Source organism: Methanimicrococcus stummii, from assembly GCF_032594435.1.
In the GTDB taxonomy this organism is placed as follows: Archaea; Halobacteriota; Methanosarcinia; order Methanosarcinales; family Methanosarcinaceae; genus Methanimicrococcus; species Methanimicrococcus stummii.
Genome location: NZ_CP131062.1, coordinates 295,815 through 318,862 on the forward strand (window position 1 = coordinate 295,815; position 23,048 = coordinate 318,862).

20 protein-coding genes are annotated in these 23,048 nt (G+C 43.8%); 10 read left to right on the top strand and 10 right to left on the bottom strand.

Annotation, left to right across the window (positions count from 1 at the left end):
• The first annotated feature begins 157 nt into the window (after positions 1–157).
• Positions 158–544, top strand: coding sequence for a 30S ribosomal protein S8e (locus tag MmiEs2_RS01440; protein WP_316559661.1), 387 nt, complete (start codon positions 158–160; stop codon positions 542–544).
• A 111-nt stretch (positions 545–655) separates the two neighbouring features.
• On the opposite strand, the gene MmiEs2_RS01445 is transcribed toward MmiEs2_RS01440, so the two are convergent.
• The 5 genes from MmiEs2_RS01445 to MmiEs2_RS01465 all read right to left on the bottom strand — a co-directional run bounded on the left by MmiEs2_RS01445 (position 656) and on the right by MmiEs2_RS01465 (position 8,018).
• Complete coding sequence (locus MmiEs2_RS01445; protein WP_316559662.1) at positions 656–1,855, bottom strand: cysteine desulfurase; 1,200 nt, start codon at positions 1,853–1,855, stop codon at positions 656–658.
• A gap of 175 nt (positions 1,856–2,030) precedes the next feature.
• Positions 2,031–2,834 carry a TPD domain-containing protein gene (locus MmiEs2_RS01450; protein WP_316559663.1) on the bottom strand — a complete coding sequence of 268 codons (804 nt, stop codon included), beginning with the start codon at positions 2,832–2,834 and terminating at the stop codon, positions 2,031–2,033.
• Between the two features lie 114 nt (positions 2,835–2,948).
• Positions 2,949–5,015 (bottom strand): hypothetical protein, encoded by a 2,067-nt coding sequence (locus MmiEs2_RS01455; RefSeq protein ID WP_316559664.1) that lies wholly within the window; start codon positions 5,013–5,015, stop codon positions 2,949–2,951.
• Between the two features lie 342 nt (positions 5,016–5,357).
• Positions 5,358–6,215: a ribose-phosphate diphosphokinase gene (locus MmiEs2_RS01460; protein WP_316559665.1), complete on the bottom strand. Its 858-nt coding sequence runs from the start codon at positions 6,213–6,215 to the stop codon at positions 5,358–5,360.
• Between the two features lie 111 nt (positions 6,216–6,326).
• Positions 6,327–8,018 carry an NAD(P)H-hydrate dehydratase gene (locus tag MmiEs2_RS01465; RefSeq protein ID WP_316559666.1) on the bottom strand — a complete coding sequence of 564 codons (1,692 nt, stop codon included), beginning with the start codon at positions 8,016–8,018 and terminating at the stop codon, positions 6,327–6,329.
• 476 nt (positions 8,019–8,494) lie between these two features.
• Between MmiEs2_RS01465 and MmiEs2_RS01470 the strand changes: the two genes are divergently transcribed.
• Positions 8,495–9,967, top strand: a complete 1,473-nt coding sequence (locus tag MmiEs2_RS01470; protein WP_316559667.1) for a DHH family phosphoesterase — start codon at positions 8,495–8,497, stop codon at positions 9,965–9,967.
• A gap of 63 nt (positions 9,968–10,030) precedes the next feature.
• Positions 10,031–11,044: a nucleotidyltransferase domain-containing protein gene (locus tag MmiEs2_RS01475; protein ID WP_316559668.1), complete on the top strand. Its 1,014-nt coding sequence runs from the start codon at positions 10,031–10,033 to the stop codon at positions 11,042–11,044.
• Between the two features lie 575 nt (positions 11,045–11,619).
• On the opposite strand, the gene yciH is transcribed toward MmiEs2_RS01475, so the two are convergent.
• Positions 11,620–11,928: a stress response translation initiation inhibitor YciH gene (yciH, locus tag MmiEs2_RS01480; protein ID WP_316559669.1), complete on the bottom strand. Its 309-nt coding sequence runs from the start codon at positions 11,926–11,928 to the stop codon at positions 11,620–11,622.
• A 443-nt stretch (positions 11,929–12,371) separates the two neighbouring features.
• Between yciH and MmiEs2_RS01485 the strand changes: the two genes are divergently transcribed.
• Both MmiEs2_RS01485 and MmiEs2_RS01490 read left to right on the top strand, forming a co-directional pair.
• The gene (locus MmiEs2_RS01485; protein ID WP_316559670.1) at positions 12,372–12,614 is read left to right on the top strand and encodes a winged helix-turn-helix transcriptional regulator; all 243 of its coding nucleotides are present in this window, start codon (positions 12,372–12,374) and stop codon (positions 12,612–12,614) included.
• A gap of 182 nt (positions 12,615–12,796) precedes the next feature.
• Positions 12,797–14,074 (top strand): Nre family DNA repair protein, encoded by a 1,278-nt coding sequence (locus MmiEs2_RS01490; protein WP_316559671.1) that lies wholly within the window; start codon positions 12,797–12,799, stop codon positions 14,072–14,074.
• 75 nt (positions 14,075–14,149) lie between these two features.
• On the opposite strand, the gene MmiEs2_RS01495 is transcribed toward MmiEs2_RS01490, so the two are convergent.
• Positions 14,150–15,319 (bottom strand): pyridoxal-phosphate-dependent aminotransferase family protein, encoded by a 1,170-nt coding sequence (locus MmiEs2_RS01495; protein ID WP_316559672.1) that lies wholly within the window; start codon positions 15,317–15,319, stop codon positions 14,150–14,152.
• Between the two features lie 63 nt (positions 15,320–15,382).
• Positions 15,383–16,663, bottom strand: coding sequence for a 3-hexulose-6-phosphate synthase (hxlA, locus tag MmiEs2_RS01500; RefSeq protein WP_316559673.1), 1,281 nt, complete (start codon positions 16,661–16,663; stop codon positions 15,383–15,385).
• A gap of 213 nt (positions 16,664–16,876) precedes the next feature.
• Here hxlA and pyrB point away from each other — a divergent pair, with 213 nt between their 5' ends.
• Together pyrB and pyrI are read left to right on the top strand one after the other, a co-directional pair.
• The gene (gene pyrB / locus MmiEs2_RS01505) at positions 16,877–17,818 is read left to right on the top strand and encodes an aspartate carbamoyltransferase (RefSeq protein WP_420891231.1); all 942 of its coding nucleotides are present in this window, start codon (positions 16,877–16,879) and stop codon (positions 17,816–17,818) included.
• On the top strand, positions 17,815–18,324 hold the full coding sequence (pyrI, locus tag MmiEs2_RS01510; protein ID WP_316559674.1) for an aspartate carbamoyltransferase regulatory subunit: 510 nt from the start codon (positions 17,815–17,817) through the stop codon (positions 18,322–18,324). Before pyrB ends, pyrI begins: the two co-directional genes overlap by 4 nt.
• A gap of 141 nt (positions 18,325–18,465) precedes the next feature.
• Here pyrI and MmiEs2_RS01515 read toward each other — a convergent pair whose 3' ends face one another.
• Positions 18,466–19,443 carry a DNA integrity scanning protein DisA nucleotide-binding domain protein gene (locus MmiEs2_RS01515; RefSeq protein ID WP_316559675.1) on the bottom strand — a complete coding sequence of 326 codons (978 nt, stop codon included), beginning with the start codon at positions 19,441–19,443 and terminating at the stop codon, positions 18,466–18,468.
• Positions 19,444–19,790: 347 nt separating this feature from the next.
• On the opposite strand from MmiEs2_RS01515, the gene MmiEs2_RS01520 reads away from it, so the two are divergent.
• Genes MmiEs2_RS01520 through MmiEs2_RS01530 form a run of 3 tightly spaced genes read left to right on the top strand, consistent with a single transcriptional unit; the run spans position 19,791 to position 22,400 of the window.
• Positions 19,791–20,753, top strand: coding sequence for a replication factor C small subunit (locus MmiEs2_RS01520; RefSeq protein WP_316559676.1), 963 nt, complete (start codon positions 19,791–19,793; stop codon positions 20,751–20,753).
• Positions 20,754–20,770: 17 nt separating this feature from the next.
• The gene (locus MmiEs2_RS01525; RefSeq protein WP_316559677.1) at positions 20,771–21,292 is read left to right on the top strand and encodes a COG2426 family protein; all 522 of its coding nucleotides are present in this window, start codon (positions 20,771–20,773) and stop codon (positions 21,290–21,292) included.
• 19 nt (positions 21,293–21,311) lie between these two features.
• Positions 21,312–22,400 carry a class I SAM-dependent methyltransferase gene (locus MmiEs2_RS01530; protein WP_316559678.1) on the top strand — a complete coding sequence of 363 codons (1,089 nt, stop codon included), beginning with the start codon at positions 21,312–21,314 and terminating at the stop codon, positions 22,398–22,400.
• Positions 22,401–22,474: 74 nt separating this feature from the next.
• Here MmiEs2_RS01530 and MmiEs2_RS01535 read toward each other — a convergent pair whose 3' ends face one another.
• The gene (locus MmiEs2_RS01535) at positions 22,475–23,014 is read right to left on the bottom strand and encodes an inorganic diphosphatase (RefSeq protein WP_316559679.1); all 540 of its coding nucleotides are present in this window, start codon (positions 23,012–23,014) and stop codon (positions 22,475–22,477) included.
• Positions 23,015–23,048 lie beyond the last annotated feature (34 nt).

Consider the following 23,048-nt stretch of genomic DNA (forward strand, 5'->3'; position numbering starts at 1 on the left):
CGAAGGACAGGTCCGGTTAAGTATCTAAAATTTAAACGTCGCTCAATGTTTAAATCAAATATTAAAATCTAAAATTCAAATCTAAATTTTAGATTAATTTATTAACTAATTGAATATTAATTTAATAAAATTAATTCACATTTCAGAGGAAATCATTATGAGATGGCAAGGTGCATCCAAAAGAACATACACAGGCGGTAAAAGAATCGCCTCCAGAAGCAAGAGAAAGTTCGAAATCGGCCGTGAATTCGCCGAAACAAGAATCGGTCCCACAAAGAGCAAGAACATTTCCACTCGCGGCGGCAACAGAAAAGTCAGACTTCTCAGCGACCAGTTTATCAACGTCACTGACCCGAAAACCGGCAAAACCCAGCGCGCAACCGCTGAGAAAGTGACGGACAACACCGCAAACAAACACTACATCAGACGTAACATCATGACAAAAGGCACAACTGTCAGAACCGACATCGGTCTCGTCAGAGTCACAAGCCGCCCCGGCCAAGACGGTGTCATCAACGCGGTTCTTTTAGAAGAACAAGAGTAATTTTTTAAAAATTACTCAACCTTTTCTTTTTTATTATTTTAATTGAAATTCATTCGGTTTTTAAATCCGTTTTTAAAAATTTAAATCATTAATTGAAGAGCGAAAGCTGTTTCAATTGCGGCTTTCGGCGATTTTTGAAACCGCGTCAATGAAAATATTGATTTCTTCTTCGGTGTTGTAAAGCGCGAAAGACGCGCGTGACGAGCCGTTGATTCCGAGCGCTTTCTGCCCTGGCATTGCGCAGTGATAACCGCTGCGGACACAAATGTTCAACTGATCGAGGCGCATCGCAACGGTATGCGGCTCAAGCCCGTCAATATTAAATGAAACAAGCCCGGCGCGGTTTTTCGGTCCGTAAACAGAAACGCCGTCCATTTCATTTAAACGATCGGCCGCGCTTCGCGCCAATTGATTGTCATGCGTTTCAACATCTGCGACGCCGATTTTTTGAAGATATTCAACCGCCGCGCCGAGTCCGATGATGCCGGGAAGATTCGGTGTTCCGGCTTCGAAACATTCGGGCGAGGATTTGGTTTTAAATCCGCACAAATCCGCTTCAGACGTTGTTCCGCCGCCAAGCACGGACGGCTGAAGCGTGTCGGGATCTTTGATGCAGAGAACGCCTGTTCCCTGCGGGCCGAGCAGTCCTTTGTGTCCGGCCGCCGCGAAGTAGTCGCAATCCAGAGATTTGAAGTCAATTTCCATATGACCGGCCGACTGCGCGCCGTCGATTAAAACAGGAATATTGTTTCGGCGCGCGATTTTTATGATTTTTTCAATGTCCTGAACGGATCCGAAAACATTTGAAATATGTCCGACGGCGATTAATTTTGTGTTCTCCGTAATCATCTCATCAATTTGATTCGGATTGACAAATCCTTCGGAATCAATATCCGCAACGCTGACAAGAACGCCGGATTCTTTTTGGCGCAGCCAGGGAACATAATTGGAATGGTGCTCGACCGCCGTTGTAATAATGTGGTCGCCGCTTTCAAATCCGATCCCGTTCGCGACGATGTTAATACTGTCCGTCGTGTTTTTTGTCATGATTGTATTTTCAGGCGGCGCGTTTAAGAAATCCGCGACGGTTTCGCGCGCGTCTTCAAACGCGTTGGTCGCCTGAATGGATAAACGGTGCGCACCGCGCCCGTAATTGGCGGCGTAATTGTAAAAGAAATCATTCATTGCCTCGACAGCCGGTTTCGGTGTTTGAGTCGTTGCGCCACTGTCTAAATAAATGACTTTTTCAAGAACCGGAAAATCTTTGCGAATTTCATAAACGTCGTACATGGAAACGAAAATGTCTTTCAAATTAAAAAAGATGCGTATTGTTTTTGTTTTCAGTCAAAATGAAAAACAATCACAAAAAATCGAATTGAAAAACAGAATTAAAAAACCGCATTGAAAAACAGAATTAAAAAATCGAATTAAAAAACAGAATTTAAAACCGAATTGAAAAATTCCAATTGAAAAATCGAATTGAAAATCACCAATAGATGACATAATTCAAGAATTTGTTGACATGCTCGGGAATGTCTTTTTTGAAAAAATCGTAATCCGCGATTTGGTAGCCGCCTTCTTTTTCTTTTAAGATGTCGTTTTCAAATCCGAACCAGTAAACGACGAGACCTTCACCGAAACAGTCGGCGTATTCTTTGAATTGTTTCTTTTCATAATGCCGGTGTTCTTTGAGTTCTCCGAAAAGCGCTTTGCTTTCGATCCAACAAACTTCCCGGCCGCTGATTTTAATGGATTTTCGAAGCAGAAAATCGGGTGTTTTTCCGGTGCAGCCTTCAGCACGCATTTCGTCTTCGCATGTGAAGTCGCAGCATTTCTTTTTCAGCCAAAAAGAAATGATATTTTCACCGATTTTACCTTTTTCTTCCTGCAATTGATGCGCGCGCGGTGAAAAATAATAATCGGCGTTTAAGGATTCCGAAAGCTCTTTTCGAATGCGGATGTTTTCAACGGATTTCGGATTTTTGTAAAAAAAACGGATTTCTTTTTTGGAATGGCCGAGATTTTCCAAAACAAGCGTCGAGACAAGCGTTGCCGGATAATTGTATTTTTTGCTGAGCATTAAAAACGAATTTCCGTTCCGCCAATCGCTGACGATTTTTTCTTCTTTTCGTTTAAATCTGTAATGAGATTTCTTGACGTCCTCGACAACTTTTTGATTCAAAATACTTGACAGTGTGCCGCAGCAAATGTTGTATTTCTCCGAAAGTTTTTGAACATCGTCGTGTGAATGAAGGGATTCATAAAAAAAATGATACAATTTTGAATCCATAAATCAGAAATCTCCTGTTTTTGTCCCGTTTGAAAAAATATTTTAATGCAAAAGAATAATGTTTTGTTTGCATTAAAATATTATTGTAAGTTCATTTTATTTTTGTTTTTTAATTCAAACAACAAATTCGTCGTCCAAATCCTGAGCGGTTTTGCTGACCCGAAGCTTTTCCAAATTTCTTTTTTCGTCCAGTAAAGCTTGAAGATCGGCATCATATTCTGCGTCGGATTCAACAGTTTCAGTGACGGCGGCAGCTTCAGCTTTCTCCGCTTCAATTCTTGCTGCTTCTGCCTTTTCCGTTTCGATTCTGGCGGCCTCTGCTTTTTCTGCTTCGATTCTTGCCGCTTCCGCTTTTTCCGCTTCAATTCTGGCAGCTTCTGCTTTTTCTGCTTCAATTCTTGCAGCTTCTGCTTTTTCCGCTTCAATTCTTGCAGCTTCTGCTTTTTCCGCTTCAATTCTTGCAGCTTCTGCTTTTTCCGCTTCGATTCTGGCAGCTTCCGCTTTTTCTGCTTCAATTCTTGCAGCTTCTGCCTTTTCTGCTTCAATTCTTGCTGCTTCCGCTTTTTCTGCTTCAATTCTTGCTGCTTCCGCTTTTTCCGCTTCGATTCTGGCAGCTTCTGCTTTTTCCGCTTCAATTCTGGCAGCTTCCGCTTTTTCTGCTTCGATTCTTGCAGCTTCTGCTTTTTCCGCTTCGATTCTTGCAGCTTCCGCTTTTTCCGCTTCGATTCTTGCTGCTTCTGCTTTTTCCGCTTCAATTCTGGCAGCTTCCGCTTTTTCTGCTTCAATTCTTGCTGCTTCCGCTTTTTCTGCTTCAATTCTGGCTGCTTCCGCTTTTTCCGCTTCAATTCTGGCAGCTTCCGCTTTTTCTGCTTCAATTCTTGCAGCTTCCGCTTTTTCTGCTTCAATTCTGGCTGCTTCTGCCTTTTCCGCTTCAATTCTTGCTGCTTCCGCTTTTTCTGCTTCAATTCTTGCTGCTTCCGCTTTTTCTGCTTCAATTCTTGCTGCTTCCGCTTCAATTCTGGCAGCTTCCGCTTTTTCCGCTTCAATTCTTGCAGCTTCTGCCTTTTCTGCTTCAATTCTTGCTGCTTCCGCTTTTTCTGCTTCAATTCTGGCTGCTTCCGCTTTTTCCGCTTCAATTCTGGCAGCTTCCGCTTTTTCTGCTTCAATTCTTGCTGCTTCTGCCTTTTCTGCTTCGATTCTTGCTGCTTCTGCCTTTTCTGCTTCGATTTTGGCGGTTTCTGCTTTCTCTTTCATTCTTTCAAAGAGTTCGGCTTCTTCTGCCGCAATTCGCGCTTCGCGTTCGGAGCGCCAGTAATCATGCGCTTCGATTTGCTTTTGGCGTTTCAGCTTGGCGGCAACAGCAATTTTTAAGACTGCGTTTTCTATTGCGATACGTTCTTCGCGTTCGGAAAGCCAAAGATAATGTGCTTCATTTTGCTTTTGGCGTTTTAAGTTGGCGGCGACAGCGGCTTTTAATGCAGCGGCTTCCGCTTCGATGCGTTCTTCACGTCTCGAAAGCCAAATACTGTGCGCTTCTGCGCGCATCATTTTCTTTTGTTTGGCGGCGGCGGTTTGAATTAATTGCTCTTCTTCCGCTTTCACTTTGGAATTGCGTTCGGAAAGCCAAACGGTGTATGCCTCGGCGCGAATGACTTTTTTGCTTTCGAGAACGGGTTGAGGCTGTTTGGTCGCCGGTTTCGGCTCGGCTGGCTTCTTTTTTAGAAGTTCATCAATTTCCCATAAAATATCGTCCTGTTTGGCTTTGACAGGTTCCGGTTTTTCAAAGATTCTTTCCTGTGATGCGGATTTTTGGCGGTCATGCGGCGCTTCCGGCCAAGGCGCAGGTTCTGACGGTTTCGTTCGCGATTCCGATTCGGAAACCGCTTTTTGAATGCGTTCGCGCCAATCCGTGCGCGACGCGTAATCATCGACAACGGCGGTGCCGGCTTCAAAATACATTCCTTTCGGCTGCGCGCCTGAAAAAGGCGCGTCAGCTTTCGTTTGAGCCGATTCTGAAAATGCTTTTTTCGTCGGCGTTAATTCTTTTCTGGAAACGGACATAAAAAAACGGTCGGGCTCTTCCGATTCTTTTTCAGAGTCGGTCGGAAGGGCAGAATAATCTTGATATTTGGAGTCCCCGTCTTGAGACCCGAAAATGCGGCGAATCTTTGAATCTTTCATATGATTCATGATATTTTAAAAAAATATAAAAGTTCCTGACGGATTGGAAACACTCCTCTCGAACTGGGTTTTAAATAAAACAGGCACGCGCAAAAATAAATATAATTGTGAAAAAGAAAGAAAAAGTAAAAAAAGATCGAACGAAAAAAACGAATGAACGAAAAAAACGAATGAACGAAAAAACGAATGAACGAAAAAACGAATGAACGAAAAAACGAATGAACGAAAAAACGAATGAACGAAAAAACGAATGAACGAAAAAACGAATGAACGAAAAAACGAATGAACGAAAAAACGAATGAAAAAAGAACAAACAAAAAAGTAGAAAACGATGAAGAAAAATTATTTCTTCAAAGCTTCGACAATAATCGGCGCCGTGCTGATTCTGCTTTGCACTTTTTCAATCGTGTCGGTTGCCATAATGTCTTTCACGCCGGCGTTGGAAAGCCTGAGAACGGCGTTTCGCGTTAAAACCGGGTGAATGCAGGCGACATAAACATCGTGCGCGCCGTTTTTGTCCAAAATGCTGACGGCTTCGGCCATTGTGCCGCCCGTTGCAATCATATCATCGACAATAATCACATCGCGGCCGGCAATATCCATTTTTTTATCGGCCATGACGACTTGGTCGCCGGCAAGACGCGTTTTGTCAAAAACATCCCAATCTAAAGAAAGGCCGGCCGCCATGTTTTCAATCATATCGCGAACACCTTTGTCCGGCGCGATTAAAAGCGGGCGTTCGAGTCCCAAATCAACGACGTATTCCGCGATTAATTTGGAAGCGTCCAAATCCTGAGCCGGATGCGGGAAATAATTCAAAATGCTTTTTTCGTGAAGATTAATTGTATAAATTTTCTCCAAATTGTGAGCCGTCACCGTTCTTGCCATTGCGCGCGCGCTGATGGCTTCGCCGTCTTTGAATTTTTTGTCCTGGCGTGCGTATCCCATGTACGGGATGACAACCGTAATCTTTTTTGCGGACTCGCAAGCGTCCAAAAGCTGCAAAAGCGCGACCAAATCCGAATCGGTTGTCGTGCTTTGAATCAAAACAACATCTTCGCCCGTGACTTCTTCTTTAATCTGAACATATTGTTCGTTATCGGGGAAGCGAATGAAATCTGTGATTGTGGGTTTTATATTCAATCCTGCCGCGACACGGCAGGCAAGAGCTTGAGAAGACGGACCGCCAATGATTTTCAATGTGATGACCTCTGTAATTTAAAAATGAATCCTAAAAATTGCTAAACAAAAAGGAGAAGAAAGGCTTTTCATAAAAATGTTTTGAGAAAACAAAAACCGAAAAAACGAACTTTAAGATCTCTTTTTGCCGCGTTTTTTATTTCTATTTTTATTTTTTCCGCGCTTACTTTTCTTTGATTTTGAATTTATTTCATTCAGCGCGGCCTTTTCTAAAATTTCGGGAAAAAGAACGGCAGGGATTTTAGAAATCAAATCTGTCGGCAGTAACGAATAACCGAAATCCGCATACGCCAAATCACCGGCTTTGCCGCAAATATAAGCGCCGCATTCCGCCGCTTTGACCGCGCTGTTTTTGGCGAGCAGGCCGCCGACCGCGCCTGCCAAAACGTCGCCTGTTCCGCCGACAGACATGCCTGCGTTTCCGGTTGAGTTGTACCGAATCTCGTCACCGTTCGCGATTAAATCATTCTGTCCTTTCAAAAGAACAACCGCGCCGAGGGTTTGGCTGATTTTCAAAGCGGCGGCTTCGGTTTTATCAATATTCGAATCGGCTCGATCTTTTGGAAGATTGATTTTAAAATAAGCCGCCGTTCTCAAAAATTCATGATAATGCGGCGTGATGACAATTTCAGCCGGCGCGTCTGATTTTTGTTTTAAAACAATCGCTTCAAAGATTTCGGGGACAAGCGCGTCCGCGTCAATAACCGCTTTTTTCAAAAGCGGAATGAGTTGTGCAGCGGCTTTTGCCGACTCGGGCGCGCGCCCGAAACCGGGACCGAGAACGACAACATCGTGAGGGCGAATCAATTCCGACACCGGTGAAATGTCGTTTTCCGAAAAAATATCGCCCGACAATTTCCGAACAATAAATTCCGGCGCAAACGAAGCCACGACTTTGTAAATGCTTTGCGGCGCCGCAATCGTTGCGATGTCAACGCCTGTTCGAAGCGCGCCCATGCCGGCCAGCGCAGGCGCGCCCGAATACGGACCGCCGGCAATCACCAGCACTTTTCCGCTGTCACCTTTTTTGCTGTCAGATGCGCGCCTGAACAAAAGCGAAACGTCGCCGGGGCCGATGAATTTCTCGGCGTTTTCCGGAATGCCGATGGGACAAACGAAAACTTCGCCGGCATATTTTTCGGCGATTTCGGGTTTCAAAAACGTTTTTTCTTTATGAAATGTAATTGTCGCGTCCGCTTTGACAATGTTTGAAAATGAAACGTTTGATTTCGAATCAACAGAATCAGAAAGGTCTGCCGGCGGCATTCCCGAGGGAATGTCAATTGCCAAAACAGGAATGTTCCGCGCCGCTTTTTCGGCGTTGATTAAACCAATTGCCGCTTTTTCAAGACCTTTGACTGAACCCGAAAAACCGGTTCCGAAAATGCCGTCAACAATCATTTTCGGTCTGTTTTCAAGGGAATTAAAAACTTCCGAAAGCGCGGATTCGCTTTTGATTTCAAAAACGGAAATGAAATTCGTTTGTTTCAGCAATTTGAAATTCGTTTGCGATTCAGGCGTTTTAATTTGACTTTCCGTGCCGAGCAAAAAAACAATCGACGGAACGTTCAAATTCGCCAAGTGCCGTGCGGCGACAAAAATATCGCCGCCGTTGTTGCCGTGACCTGCGAAAAAAAGGATCGGGGCGCGAACAGAATCCGGTTTTTCAGTGTAAAATTTAAAAATGATTTCAGCGGCGGCTGCTCCTGCGTTTTCCATCAATTGAAGCGGATTCATTCCAAGACCGGCAGCGTTTTTGTCAATTGCTTTCATTTCATCGGCGGTTATAATGTTTTGTCTCATGCGGAACACCGTTATTGTTTTTGGATTTATTTCAAATAATTTGGTTTTAAATTTGAATTTGTAATTATTTTATATTTTCATTGGAATTATTTGAAGATTGCTTAAGCGAGATTGCTGCTGATTTTCAAAAAAACAATACAAAACTAAAAATAAATCCGAATTGCTGTTTTGAAAAATGAATGGATTTAAATATGTGGTGACAAATTCTTGATATTGTAATTTTCGGCGCGAAAATAGAAAGTGCCGGCGAATCAGATAAATAAATCAATATGCAATGAAAATAAAAGATGCAAAGCTTTGTTTACCAACGTTGTTTTTCCATTAAAACAAATGCAGCATCCCGTAAAAATAAACTTTTTGATTATTGGACGATCAAGTTAAACCATTTTATCTTTATCAATTATATTTTCGATTATATTTCAATTAAATTTCGATTAAATTTCAATCTTATTTATCAAATAAACAAGGTGATCCTTATGAATCCCTCACAAAAAAATGTCGAAAGCGTTAAAAAACCGCGCCCGGAATTTTTAATCTTAGGCGGCGGCATTATCGGCTTTGCGGTGGCAAAAGAACTGCGCAAAACCGAAAAAGAAATCACGGTCATCGACGTTGACAAAACCCGCGTTGAAACGCTTCGTCAGGAAGGTTTTAATGCGCTTCTCGGAGACATTACCGACCCCGATCTTTATAATATCGTTGACACACGCAATTTGATTTGCGTTGCCGCGCTCAGTTCCAATGACGACGCGAACACGAAAGCTGTGGCAAACTTTAAAGCCGTCGTTCCCGACAGCGTCAAAATAATTTCCCGTGCATCCGACACTTTGAAAAAGGAAGAAATGATGGCTGCCGGCTCAAGTTACGTTTTTGTTCCGCCGTTAATTGTTTCAAAAACAATCACGGAATACTTGGATTTAATTGAAACGAAACACATCGGCAACCGTTTGGCGCAATGGATGGAAGAGCACCGCGGAATTACGCTCGGCATCGTTCTTCACGACAATCCTGACCCTGATGCGATTTCAAGCGCGTACGCGCTCACGGAAATTACAAAGAAATTCGACATCAAAGCCGACATTTTGTATGACGGCAAAGTCGGCCACCACGAAAATAAAGCTTTTATCAATTTATTGGCGATTCCGATGATTAAAATCTCGGGACCCGAAGTTTTCGATCAATACGATTCGCTGGCGCTTGTGGACAATTCAATCCCTTCGGTGAACAATTCCGTTCCGGCCGACCAGCCGATCGGCATCATTATTGACCACCATTCCTACGCCGACCTTGAACCGTCCGCCGATTTCATGGACATCCGAACAAACGTCGGCGCGTCTGCAACGATTTTAACAAAATATCTTCAGCAAATGGACATTCCGGTTTCAAAGGAACTTGCAACCGCACTTCTTTTCGGTATTCGAACGGATACAAACGATTTCAGAAGAAACACAACATCTGCGGACTTTGCCGCCGCATCTTTCCTGCATCCGCTTTCCGACCACGATTTGCTGACGCAGGTCGAAACGCCGTCAATGTCTGTTGAAACGCTGGACATTCTCAGCGAAGCCATCCGCAACCGAGAAGTGTACGGAACGGTTTTGCTCTCCAACGTCGGAACAATCCGAAACAGAGACACGCTTCCGCAGGCCGCAGATTATTTGCTTGCGATGGAAGGCATTTCAACCGTTGTCGTTTTCGGTATCATGGATGACAGCATTTACGTTTCCGCCAGAAACGATGACATCCGCGTTCATTTGGGCGATGTGATGCGCGAGGCGTTTGGCGACAATGCCGGCGGTCACCCGACGGCAGCCGGCGCGAAGATTCCGCTCGGCGTTTTCAGCTCCGCCAAGGACAAACAGATTCTTCAAAAACTCGTTGAAGAGTCCGTTGTCAAGCGTTTCTTAAGCGCAATCGGTGTGGATGAAGACAGCGAAAATGATCTTTAAGAAAAAACAGAATCAAAATTCTGTTTTCCTTTTTTTTATTTTGATTTTTGATTCGGTGATTTGATGGAAAAATCAACAAACGAAAACGATCCGATTTTGCGCGATTTTTTCGTCACGAAAGACGATCTTATTTTTTCGGTTCCCGATTATTGTCATCCAAAAGAAGGCATTCGCGCCGTTTTGAGATACATTCCCGATGAAAACGGACCGCGGGTTCGAAAATCAACCGGAAAAAGGTATCGAAAAGCAGGATTTGAAGAATCTTTTGATTTTTTAAGAGAAAACTACCCGACTTGGGTTTTTGATGTTGCCGTTGTTCCGCGGTCAGAAATCATTGAATTTTTAAAGCCGGGCGATGTTGTCAAAGACATTCTGTCGGGAAAACGAGAAAATCCGGCCGCGCTTGAATTGATTCGCCGTTTTAAGGAAGCCGGCATTTCTGAAAATTCCATGGGCATTTCGGGATCAATTTTACCGGGGCTTGAAAATGATGAATCCGATATTGATTTTTTGGTTTACGGCGAGGATTGGCAAAAAGCGAAAGAAATATTGGCGGCGATGAAAAAAGAAGATTCGGAAGAAAAAATCGGAAGTGATACGCCGTATCGAATTTCGGAACTTGATGAAAACATGTGGCGAACCGTTTATCAAAAAAGAAAATCGCCGTTTTCGTTTGATGTTTTTATGGCGCATGAAATCCGAAAAGGAAACCGCGGCATGTTTGTCGTTGACAGCGGCAAAAATGTTTATTTCGATTTACTCTTCGCCAGGTCTCAAAATCAAATCAAAGCACCGATTCAAAGGGGAATCGACACCGAAAAAATTGTCATCGAAGCAACCGTCACAAATGATGATTTTGCGTTTGACAGCCCGGCGATTTATTTAATCGACCACGCTGAAATTGATGAAATTTACAGCTACACGCACACTTACGCCGGACAAGCGCGAAAAGGTGAAAAAATCAGGGCGCGCGGAATCGTTGAAGTCATCGGCGACAAAAAAAGACTTGTGATCGGAACGACTCGGGAAGCGGAAGACGAATGGATGATTTCATTGTCGCTTTTAGATGAATCCTGAAACATCTTTTTTTCATAACTTTCTCAAAACCCGAACCCCGTTTTTCATTTATAAATAAAAAGAAACGCGGGGGTCGTTTTTCTTAAATTTAAAATAAACCGATGTTTCGGTTTTGATAAAATAATTGAAAAGCCAAATCAGCCGCCTCCAACGACGAGTTTCGCGAGCGCAGCGAGTGAAAGGAGACGTTGGAGATTCGCCCCAAGACTTCAATGAAAACAAAAAACCGCCTTTTGTCATTATTATCATCTATTTTTTTGCTATCTGCTCTGTCGTATTCTGCTGCATGCATCTGCTATTGCTTTGAACAGCCGTTCGCTTCGCGAACGTGGCACGGCTACCTTACCGTTTCCGTTTGCTGCGTCTGCCTTACTGTTTCCATTTCACTGCTACCGCTCGCCACGCGCGCGAGCCGCCGGAACGTTAAAAATATTACGAAAAATCCACCCTCGTTTTTAAAAACAAAAAAGAAAAAACACATTCCGGGTTCTTAAAAACCTTCGGCTGATTCAAATTAACAAAAAGAAAAGTAAGAACGGGAATCTGAAAAGATTCAGGATTCCTGTATGAAGAAATTAATCTTTGATTTGATCGGCACTGAAACCGCGTTGAATCAGCACATCTTTCATGCGTCCGAGATGGTTGCCTTGAAGTTCAATCGAACTATCGCGAATTGTTCCGCCGCAGGCGAATTTTGATTTTAAATAGGTCGCCAGATCGTGAACATCAATTTCGGCGGGATCTAATCCCTCGACAATCGTCACTTCTTTACCATATCTTCTTCTGTTCACTTTAACGGTAATTCTTTGCTGCTCTTTTGCGACTTCTTCACAAATACACAACTCTTCGGGTAAACCGCATACCGGACACATTCCTGTACTCATTTCTAAATAAATCCTCCATAACTTCAAATCGAATTTGATGTGACTTGACCGTCACGAAATATTTTTTAAATTTTAAATATTTCAACAGAATTTTTATCTGTTTTGTCTAATTAAGCTTTTTTTAAAAGCGATATCTGCTTTTTTAAAGCATGACAAGGTCGGAAATTATAACGGTCAAAATAATTCCCGGTAAATAATAATTCGCTAACTTCGTATTAATAGTTATGTTTTCCAAAACATTTCGGAAAGTTTTTAAAAGGAAACGGCTCAAAACAAAACAATTAAGCAAAATTATAATACGGTTAAACGAGTTTTATGAATCAAATCAAAGCTGTCATTAATCAAGCTGTATGTTTAATTTTAAATTATTAAATTAAATCTTAAATTAAATTTCAAATTAAATTTCAATCTTAATTTTAAATTTCTTAAAAAGGGGAAATATCATGGAAGAACTCGCAGGATTTGTCAACGGAAGCGTCAACCGCCGCAAAGTTTTAGAAATTTTAGAATCAAAAGGAGCGACAGAGCCCAAAAGAGTCGCGAAAATCGCGCGCTTGATCCCGTCCGCAACCAATAAAATTCTTCAGGAACTCGAAGAAAACGGACTCGTTCAAAAAACAGCCGACGGAAAAGTTGAATTAAGCGCCGACGGCAAAATCATTATTGATTACACACGCGCACTTTAATAATTCTGAAACAAAATCAGAAATAAATCAAAATAAATTCTGAGACAAATCAAAATAAATTCTGAGACAAACTCAGAAACTCAAAGACTGATTTTGTTTTTGAGTTTTCTTTTTTCATTCATTTTTGGATTAATCATTTTAAAAAAATCACAAATATCTAAACGGAAAACGGTTGGCAAGATATGACATCGGAAGGACTTTGTATGCGCTGTAAAGGAAAAGGACTTTGCGGCCGCCCGTATTGTCCGACTTTGGAGCGTTTTAAAAACAACAAACGCTTGACAAAAGCGCTGTCCAATCAAACAACTGTTTTCGGCCCGTCACCGCCGTCCGTTTTTGTCGGTAGTTACAATTATCCGAGTTTATCGGCAGGACCTCTCATTCCGCCGTCAATCGATTTGCCGGACCTTGAATTCAGCGAAGCGTCGGAAATCTTGCGCGAAAAAGTCGTTAAGAATCCCGGATTTTTGGAAGACTCGCGCTTGTGGCATGATTTGCAAATGCAGGATGTCATTTCGATGCGAACCGCGCTTGTCCGCGCCAACACAACTTTTAAGCCGTCGGATGCCAAAACTGACAATCCGCTTCTCATGAAAGCACAGGAGCTCGCGCTTTCCGCAAAGCCGATTGACACCGAAGCCTGGTTCAAAAAACCGATTGTTTCGGATTTGAAATTCGACAGCATGATGATGCCGATGGGACCGTCCGGCCAAGTTAAAAATTTCAATATCACCGAAAATCCGAAAGTTCCAAACGCCGTTGACCGCATTGTTTACGACACGGATGCGCTTGCCAAAGACGCGATTTCCGAATTGTATCAAGGAAACGTATCAAACGAGCAGATGACGCGCTTAATGTCAATCGGTCTCTTGGGCCGCGATCGAAAACTTGTTCCGACGCGCTGGTCGATTACGGCAATTGATGACATGACCGGAAAGGAAACCATTCAGCGCATCAAAGATTATCCGCACATTCGAGAAATTACGGTTCTTACCGGTGAAATTTTCGGCAACCACTTTGAAATTCTGCTTCTTCCGGGAAGTTTTTCATACGAACTTCTTGAAGTGTGGATGCCGCAATCCGTTTGGAACGGTGAAAAAACATACATCGGGCAAGATCACGAAGATTTTTACGGCAAAAAACAATATTCGAATCTTTCCGGCGGCTATTACGCCGCGCGCCTTCCCGTTTTGGAATATTTGGACGCGATTAAAAAACAAGCGTTTATTTTCGCGGTTCGCGAGATTCGTCCGAGTTATTGGGCACCGCTCGGCGTTTGGGTTGTTCGGGAAGCGGCAAGACAATCCGTTGAAAATCCAAAGAAAATGTTTGAAACAAAAGAAGAAGCGCTCGCAGACATGGCATCGCGGCTTCAGACGCCGAGAGCGGAGTGGGAACGAGAAACGAAGCTGCTTTACAATCAGGCGGTGCAAATGAGAATTGATTCTTATTATGATTAACAAAAAAATTAAAAAACGAAATTACAATTTATTTTAAAAAAGAAAATTAAGAATGAAAAAGAAATGAGTTTCTCATCACTTCTTTTTGACCATTTCTTCCAAGAAAACGGATTCCATATCGGCTCTTAAAACAACGCCTTCGTCTTCAAGCGTTTCTTGAAGCGCTTTTAAGGTTTCTGAAACATATTCCAGCCGTGCGTTCTCACCCATGTGGCCGATACGAACTGCTTTTCTTTTCAAATATCCGAAATTGCCGCCGATTAAAATGCCGTGTTTGTCTTTCATTTTCTGAATCAGCGCTTCACCGTCTAATCCTGTGGGAACATTAATCGTCGTCACCGTGCTGCAATAATCCGATTTGAGGTAAAGAGACAAACCGGCGCGAATGACGGCTTTTCGAACAGCTTTTGCGATTCTGCGGTGACGTTTTAACGCGCCGCCTTCTTTTAAAACATTGTTCAGCGCGACTTTAAATCCGTAAATGTCGGAAATCGGCGGCGTGTACGGGAACCAAAAGTCTTCGAAATAGTTTTTCCAAAGAAGCAAATTGCAATAGTAAGACGGAATCGGCGTTTTGCGGCCTTCCATCATTTCCCACGCGTCCGGGCTGATGCTTAAAAAAGCCAAGCCGGGCGGCGCGGAAAATCCTTTTTGAGATGCGCCGATACAAACATCGATTTTCCAATCATCCGTAAAAATCGGCTCGCCGACCATTGAAGAAACGGCGTCGACAACTGTCAGAATGCCGTAAGATTTAAGCAGCGGACAAATTTCCCTGATGTCATTTAACACGCCGGAAGGCGTATCGCAGTGAACGATTGTCGCGAATTTGAAATCCGAATCGTTTTCCAGGAACTCGCGAAGGTTTTCAACAGAAATTCCGCGCGTCCGCTCGCCTTTAAAAACAACAGGCTCGGCGCCGTAAACTTTAACCATGTCGGCGAATCCTTCGCCGAAAATGCCGTTGTCAATGATTAAAACACGGTCGCCGGGTTCTGCAAGCGACGCGCAGGTCGAATCCAAAGCAACCATACCTTCACCGCTTAAAATCAAAACCTGTGATTCCGTATTCATAAAAGCGGCGAGCTTGAAGCATGTTTTGCGGTAAAATTTGAAAAATTTCAAATCCAAATCCGGATTTGTCATTTCAAGCGCGCGCGTAATTCGAACATTTTCACGAACCTGAGTCGGTCCGGGTGTCATTAAAAGCGGTACGTCAGGGACTTTTGATCTTCTTTGTCTCATAATATAACCCACAAATTTTTAAAACAATTTCAAAAAATCTTTTGATTTTTGATAAATAAAATATTACTTTTGATTTTCCCATTTCAAAAGTTCGAGAGCGCCGGCGAGCGTTTTTCCGCCGCGGATTTCATCAAAAAGACGTTTTTCGCGCTTCCAAACTTCTTCGGAACGGCGCGCGATTTCGTAAGCGCGCTCCTTTGGAACAACGACAACGCCACTGTCGTCACCGATAATATAATCGCCGGAATTTACGGTTTGATTGCCGCAAATGATTTCGACATTGATTTCGCCGAGTCCTTTCGGGTCGCCCGCATTCGGAACAACATTCGCCGCGAAAATCGGGAAATCCAATTTTGAAATTTCATCGAAATCGCGAACCGCGCCGTCAATGACAACGCCTTCCAATTTGCGGTTGACAGCCGTCAGCGTTGCAAGTCCGCCCCACATCGCAATGTTGCGGTCGCCGTTGTAAATCACAATAATGTCACCGGGACCGCTGATGTCAATCGCTTCAACCGGTTTTGCCCAGTCGCCGCCGAAAGTTCGAACGGTAACGGCTTTTCCGACAATTTTTTTGCCCGGCGTTTTTGAAAAAATGCCTTGCATCGCGCCTTTTCGGTGCATCGCATCGGAAATGTTGGACGTTGAAACCCTGTTGAAAATTTCAATCATTTCTTCGTCTTTTGATTTTCGATCGGTTTTTGTTGTTTCATTCGAATCGACGGCCTTTCGAATATCCTCCGCCGACTGCGAAACGTTGTCGGAATTAATGATGTATGAGCCGACAATGACAATATCCGCACCCGTCTGAGCTGCTTCTCTTGCGGTTTCCGGCGTCAGGCCGCCCGCAACGGCGATTTCCGCGTCCGCTTCCGCCGCGAGCTGCCGCAGCTTTTCAAGGGGGGACACGCCCGTCATCTGCGCGTCAATGCCGACGTGAACGTTCAGCAGGTCAACGCCGAGCGCTTCGACTTCCTTGGCGCGCGTAATCGGGTCCGGAAAAGAGATGAGGTCAACCATGATGCGAACGCCGTATTTTTTAGCGGACAAAAGTGCATCGCGAATGACTGCGTCATCCGCCGCCGCCAAAATCGTAACGACGTTTGCGCCCGACTTTGCCGCCATCTCGACTTCCGCCGCGCCGACATCCATCGTTTTCATATCGGCGAGAATCGTATGATTCGGAAAAGTTTCGCGAAGTTTTCGAATGATATCCATGCCGGCGCTTTTAATCAGCGGCGTTCCCGCTTCAATCCAATCAGCGCCGCCTGCGACCGCCTCTTTGGCAATTGTTAGGGCGCGGTCGGGTTCAACGACATCTAAAGCGACTTGAATTTTAACCATTGAAATTCCTTCTGATTTTCATTTTCGTATTTTAAGTCCGTTATTTTAATCTTTTTTCGTTTTACTTCATTCCTCTTTATAAAATCATGCCTGTTTTGAGAAAATCGCAGTACATTTATATTTAATTCTCCCGTTTTAACAATCATTGACAATAAAGTTATATCCGAGTTTGCTGTTTCAACCAACATTTGAACAAACCATAAAGGAGTCACTATGCGGCCGATGCATCACATAATCTCAACGCGCGAATATACAAAGGAAATGTTTGACGAAATTTTAGAAATGGCCGAAAAATTGGAACCCATCGCAAGAGGCGAGTTTCAATCGAAGATCATGGACGGCAAAATTTTGGCGCTTCTCTTTTTTGAACCGAGCACGCGAACGCGCATGTCTTTTGAAACCGCGATGCTTCGCCTCGGCGGACAAACTTTAAACATGGGCTCCGTTGAAGCCAGCTCAATCGCCAAGGGCGAGTCTCTCTCTGACACGATTCGCGTGACATCGCAATACGCTGACGCCGTTGTCCTGAGACATCCGCGCGAAGGCGCCGCGCTCATGGCTTCCGAATGTTCTGCGTCACCGATTATTAACGGCGGCGACGGCGCAGGACACCACCCGACGCAAACGCTTCTCGATCTTTACACCATTAAACGAGAAAGTCATCTCGAAAATTTAAACATCGCTTTGGCCGGCGATTTAAAATACGGTCGCACGGTTCACTCTCTTTGTTACGCTCTTTCTCGCTACAACGCGAAAATCAATCTCGTCTCGCCGCCAGAATTGCGGCTTCCCGACCGGATTGTCGATGACCTTCGGAAACGAAATATTGACGTGACGATTACAAGCGACATGGAAGACGTTATCGAAAACATCGATGTCCTTTACATGACGCGGATTCAAAGGGAAAGATTCCCGGATCCGGCCGAATTCAATCGAATTTCAAACAGCATGCGCATCACGAAAGAATTGATTCAATCGGCGAAACCCGACATGAAAATTATGCACCCGCTTCCGCGCGTGAATGAAATTTCATTCGATGTCGACGATACGATCCACGCCGCCTACTTCAAACAAGCATTCTACGGCGTTCCGGTCAGAATGGCGATTCTCTGCAAGGTTCTCGGAATGGAAGACAAAATCGAGGTGAAGAAATGAGTGAAACCGCATCCAAAAAGCGTTCGGAAAAACTCGGCGACAAGAACGATTTAAGAATTAAGGCGATTGAAAACGGAACTGTGATTGATCACATTACGCCCGGCCAAGCGCTGACGGTTTTAAACATTCTCCGCGTCAGTGAAAGTTTTACGAACACGGTCAGCGTTGTGATGAACGCCGGCGGTTCGCGCGGCGACAAAGATGTCGTCAAAATCGAAGGCCGTGAATTGACGGAAAAAGAAGTGGACGCGATTTCTTTGATTTCACCGAAGGCGACCGTGAACATTATTCGCGATTTTGAAGTCGTTCAAAAAAGAAAAATCAACAAACCCGACACCGTTTGCGGCATTGTCAAATGCATCAATCCGAATTGCATTACAAACAGCAGCGAACCAATTGAAACAAGATTCATTGTCACCGATGATGAAAAAGTGAAATCGCTTGTTCTCAGATGCGTTTTCTGTGAAAGCGTTATGACGGAAGATTTAATCAAATATATTGAATGATTTTGCTGAAATGATTCGATTTAAAATCGAATCTCACTTTTTTTAAAATAAAATGAAAAACAAATTCGTTTTTTCAAATCAATTGTTTGAAAAAACCGTGCTGCGCGCGCGTCGCCGCGGGTGCAAGTGCTGCCGATCGGCTCAGACGCGTGCTTCTGCCGGTCTGCGCCCTTCTACTTCTACCAGCGACGTTTCCGGCTCGACATAGATGACTTCTTTGCCGTCCATGTAAACGCGGATTGTTCCGCCGGATTCGGAAACGGCGATTGCGATTGCGTTTGTGTCGCGCGTGATGGACGCGGAGGACAAATGGCGCGTTCCGAGGCCTTTTTCGATGTGAATATCGCGCGTGTCAACGTCCAGATAGCGGCCGGCTGATAAGATTTTGCCGGATTCGGAAATGATGAAAACGCCGTCAAGCTGGGCGAATCCCATGACGGTTTCCCAATTTTCCTTTTTGTTAATGCTGATTTCCGATCCGGGATCCTGTCCGCGGAACGGGTTGATAATCATTTGATGGGAACGTTCCAAAACTTCGTCTTCGTCGCCGAGAACGAATGCGGTTCCGACTTTTTTGCCTTCTCTGCCTTTTAAAGCGATGTTGAGCGACAAATGAAGAACGTTTCTGAATGTCTCAGGCGTGACGCGCTTTTCGCATTCGCGAACGGTTTGAACGGTTTCGTTTTCTTCCATGCTGTGAACGATGAGTGAATAAGTGCTTTGCGTGCGGATTAATCCGAGAACAATGCCGCATTCAATCGTTCCGAGACTGTATTCGACGGCTGCCGCGCTCATCAGAAGAGATGCGTTTTTATCGGCTTCATTTCGGATCGATTCTGAAATTTCTTGGAGATGAAGCTGATTTTCGTCTCGAAGGTAAGTCAATTTTTCGATGATTGTTTTGATTTGCGTGATGTCAATGACCGGAATTTCCAAGTCTTTGAAAGATTTCAAATCGACATTTCCGAATGTGAAGACAGCAACGGCTCCCGTCAGCTTTGCCAAATGTTTGACGGAGTCTTTGAGGAGAATGCCGCAAAGATCGTCTGAGGCGGAAGCGTTAAAAATCGGCGTTTCGATCACCGCTTTGACTTCCGGAGTGTCCGTTATTTCTTCCATTTTGATTCACCGAAAAATAAAAAACTGAAAAATCAATCTTTTTGATTCTGTATCGTTTTATAATTTAGAAATAAAATTACAATTATAAGTCTAAATTAATCAGATATATTTTAGAAGTCATCTTCTTTTATATATACTTTTTACCGAAAAACCGAATCGTTTCAGCACCCGTCAAGGGGATTTGTCGAAAAAAGTCCGAAAATTTACGACAATAAACTAAAATTAAAAAAAGTTTTGGAAAAGAAAACTCAAAAAAGCAAAGAAAAGAATTAATAAGATTCATTCTATTTTCAGTTCATATTTACATTTCACTTTTACTTATAACGAATTTTTAAGGAATCTGATTTATGAGAGAAGAAATTTGGGTTGAGAAATACCGCCCGATGAAATTAGACGATGTGTTCGGTCAGGACGAAACGGTTGAGCGGTTAAAATCTTATGTCACTTCAAAGAACTTGCCGCACCTTCTTTTCACGGGTCCGCCCGGCGTCGGCAAAACCGCTTCCGCCGTCTCCATCGCGCGTGAATTGTTCGGCGAATTCTGGAATGAAAATTTCACGGAACTCAACGCGTCGGATGAGCGCGGTATCGATATTGTCAGAAACAAAATCAAAACGTTTGCAAAAACCGCGCCGATCGGCGGCGCTTCTTTTAAGATCATTTTCCTTGACGAAGCCGATGCACTCACAAACGACGCGCAGTCCGCGCTTCGCCGAACGATGGAAAAATACAGCGGCAACTGCCGTTTTATTCTCTCATGCAATTATTCGTCCAAAATTATTGAGCCGATTCAGTCGCGCTGCGCGATTTACAGATTCCGCAGTTTAACGGATGACGCGATTGAAAAGCGCGTCAAATACATCGCCGAGCAGGAAAATTTAACGATTACGGATGACGGTCTCAAAGCGCTTGTGTACGTTGCGGGCGGCGACATGCGAAAGGCGGTCAACTCTTTGCAGGCGGCGGCGTTCATTCAAAAAGATATTGACGAAGAAACGATTTACAAGATCACCGCGACCGCGCGTCCCGAAGATGTTTTGGATTTGATTCAAACCGCGCTTGCCGGCGAATTCAAAAGCGCGCGCGAGAAGTTAAACGCGCTTGTTTTCGAACAGGGCCTTTCGGCGGACGATGTTATGAATCAGGTTTACCGCGCGCTTTTTAAAATTGATAATTTAAGCGACAGCGAAATGATTCAATTAATTGACGCCGTCGGCGAAACCGATTTCAGAATCACGGAAGGCGCGAACGAAAAAATCCAATTGGAAGCTTTGATTGCGCATTTCGCGCTGCTTCGAAGAAATAATTAAAAAATCGGAGACAAATTATGGATTTTGCCGCGGTTTTCATTGACCTTCTTCAAGGCGTTCCGTCTTGGCTTGTAACGATTATCATATCCGCGATTCCCGTCATTGAACTGCGCGGCGCAATTCCGGTCGCAATCGGCGTTTACGGCATGGACCCGATTTTGGCGTTTGTTTTAGCCGTCATCGGAAATATGCTTCCCGTCACAATCATTTTTTACTTTTTGGAACCCGTTTCCAAATTTCTCTCCGCGCACAGCAAACTTTTTGCCCGATTCTTTGACTGGCTCTTTACGCGCGTCGAAAAGAAAGGAAACGAGCGCGTTGAAAAATACAAAGACTTGGCGCTGATGACGTTTGTCGCGATTCCCTTGCCGCTGACCGGCGCTTGGACGGGAACGGCTGCCGCGCTTGTCTTGAAATATCCGTTTAAAAACGCGTTTTTATCGATTTTGGCAGGCGTCATCATCGCGGGAATTATCGTCACCTTGCTGACGGTTTCCGGGATTCACGTTTTGGATTTGATTTTCGGCTGGTTTTCGTAAATGATCGAACGGTGAAAATATGAAAATGTCAAATTTATCTTCTCTTTTTTTGAAAAACCTCGGTATTGACGCGTCGTTTTATTTGACGGAAGATGATTTTTCGTCTCAGCGATTCCTTTACGCCGGCATTCCGCAATTGGAAGAACTCGTTCAGTTGAAAAAAAGCGGACAGTTTGATTTTGAAACCGTTCTTCTGCTTCATGAAAATAATCCGATGTTTGATAAAAATCCGGCTGACACAGACGAATTTATTCGGCGAAACGCCCAAGCGGCAATTGCCGGATTTGTGATGATTGAGCGGCAGCCGTCGGCGAGCCCCGATCTTCCCGACACGGGAAATTGTTTGGTTTTTACATCCGTTGTTTCGGATTTAGAAACGAAGTGCGCATTTTACGCGATTCTTCCGGAATTAATTTCGAAGTCGGCGGTCTTGAATTGCCCGACTTATCAGCTTGAAATTTCATTTGAAGACCTCGCCGACGATGTTTTTGAATATTATTCAAAAAACGCGCTTGCTTTTTTCAAAGAATCCGGACAAACCGTTCCGCCGTACGATTCCGTTTATTCGACGGCGCGTGTCTCAAAGGCGGCGGCAACGATTCAAAAAATCAAACAAAATCCGAAAGTCATCGCTTCGGGACGAGAATTTATCGCGCCAAACATGAGCGTTTTAGAAGTCTGTTGCGGAAACGGCATGTCAACGCTTGCGCTTTACGATGAAAACGTCACGCCGATTTGCGTTGACATTAATGAAGATGACATTTGTATCGGCTTGTCGCACGGCGTTTTAAAGCCTGAAAAAACAATCATCATGGACGCGACTGCGCTTTCCAAAAATCTGAATTCTGAAAGGTTCGACACCGTCATCGGTTTTATGATCGGGACGGTTTATGAATTTAACAAAAATATTTGGTTTTCAATCGCCGACGAATCTGTCAAAATGCTCAAACCGGGCGGTTTTCTTTTGTTCACGCTTCGGGAAAAGCATGAAGCGGAATGGATTTTCGATCATTTGAAAGAAAACGGAATTTTCGGCGAAATCATTGACAACCGAAATGATGAAACAAATTACGATTCTTGGATCTATTTTGCTCAAAAAGGAATTTGAAAATAAAATTTGAGCTTGAAAATTAATTTTGAAAAAAAATAAATTTTGAAAATCGGAAAAATCCGAAATTCATTTCATTTCTCGTTTTTAAAATACGTGTTATAATTTTCAATGTATCGCGCGATAATTTCCCGCGCGTCGGCGGCGCCTGAGACGCTGTCAATCACCGTTTTTTTGCCTTCCAGCTCTTTGTAAACTTCAAAGAAATGCATCATTTCATCAGCGACGTGCTTCGGCAAATCTTCAATTTCTTTGTAACCGTTGTAAGTCGGATCACCGAACGGCACCGCGATGATTTTTTCATCTTTTGAGCCGCTGTCCGTCATGGTAATGACGCCGATCGGGTAGCACGCGACAATGGAAAGCGGGACTAATTTTTCACTGCAAAGCACCAAAACATCCAACGGGTCGTTGTCCATTGCAAATGTTTTTGGGATAAAGCCGTAGTTGGCCGGATAATGAGTGGACGTGTAAAGCACGCGATCCATAATCAAAAGACCCGTTTCCTTGTCCATTTCATATTTGATTTTGCCGCCTTTCGGAATTTCGATGCAGGCGCAAAAGTTATCCGGCTTGATTCTCTCAGCCGGCATGTCATGCCAAATGTTGTTCATACTTTTTCCTCGTTTTCGTTATTTCAATTTTTTA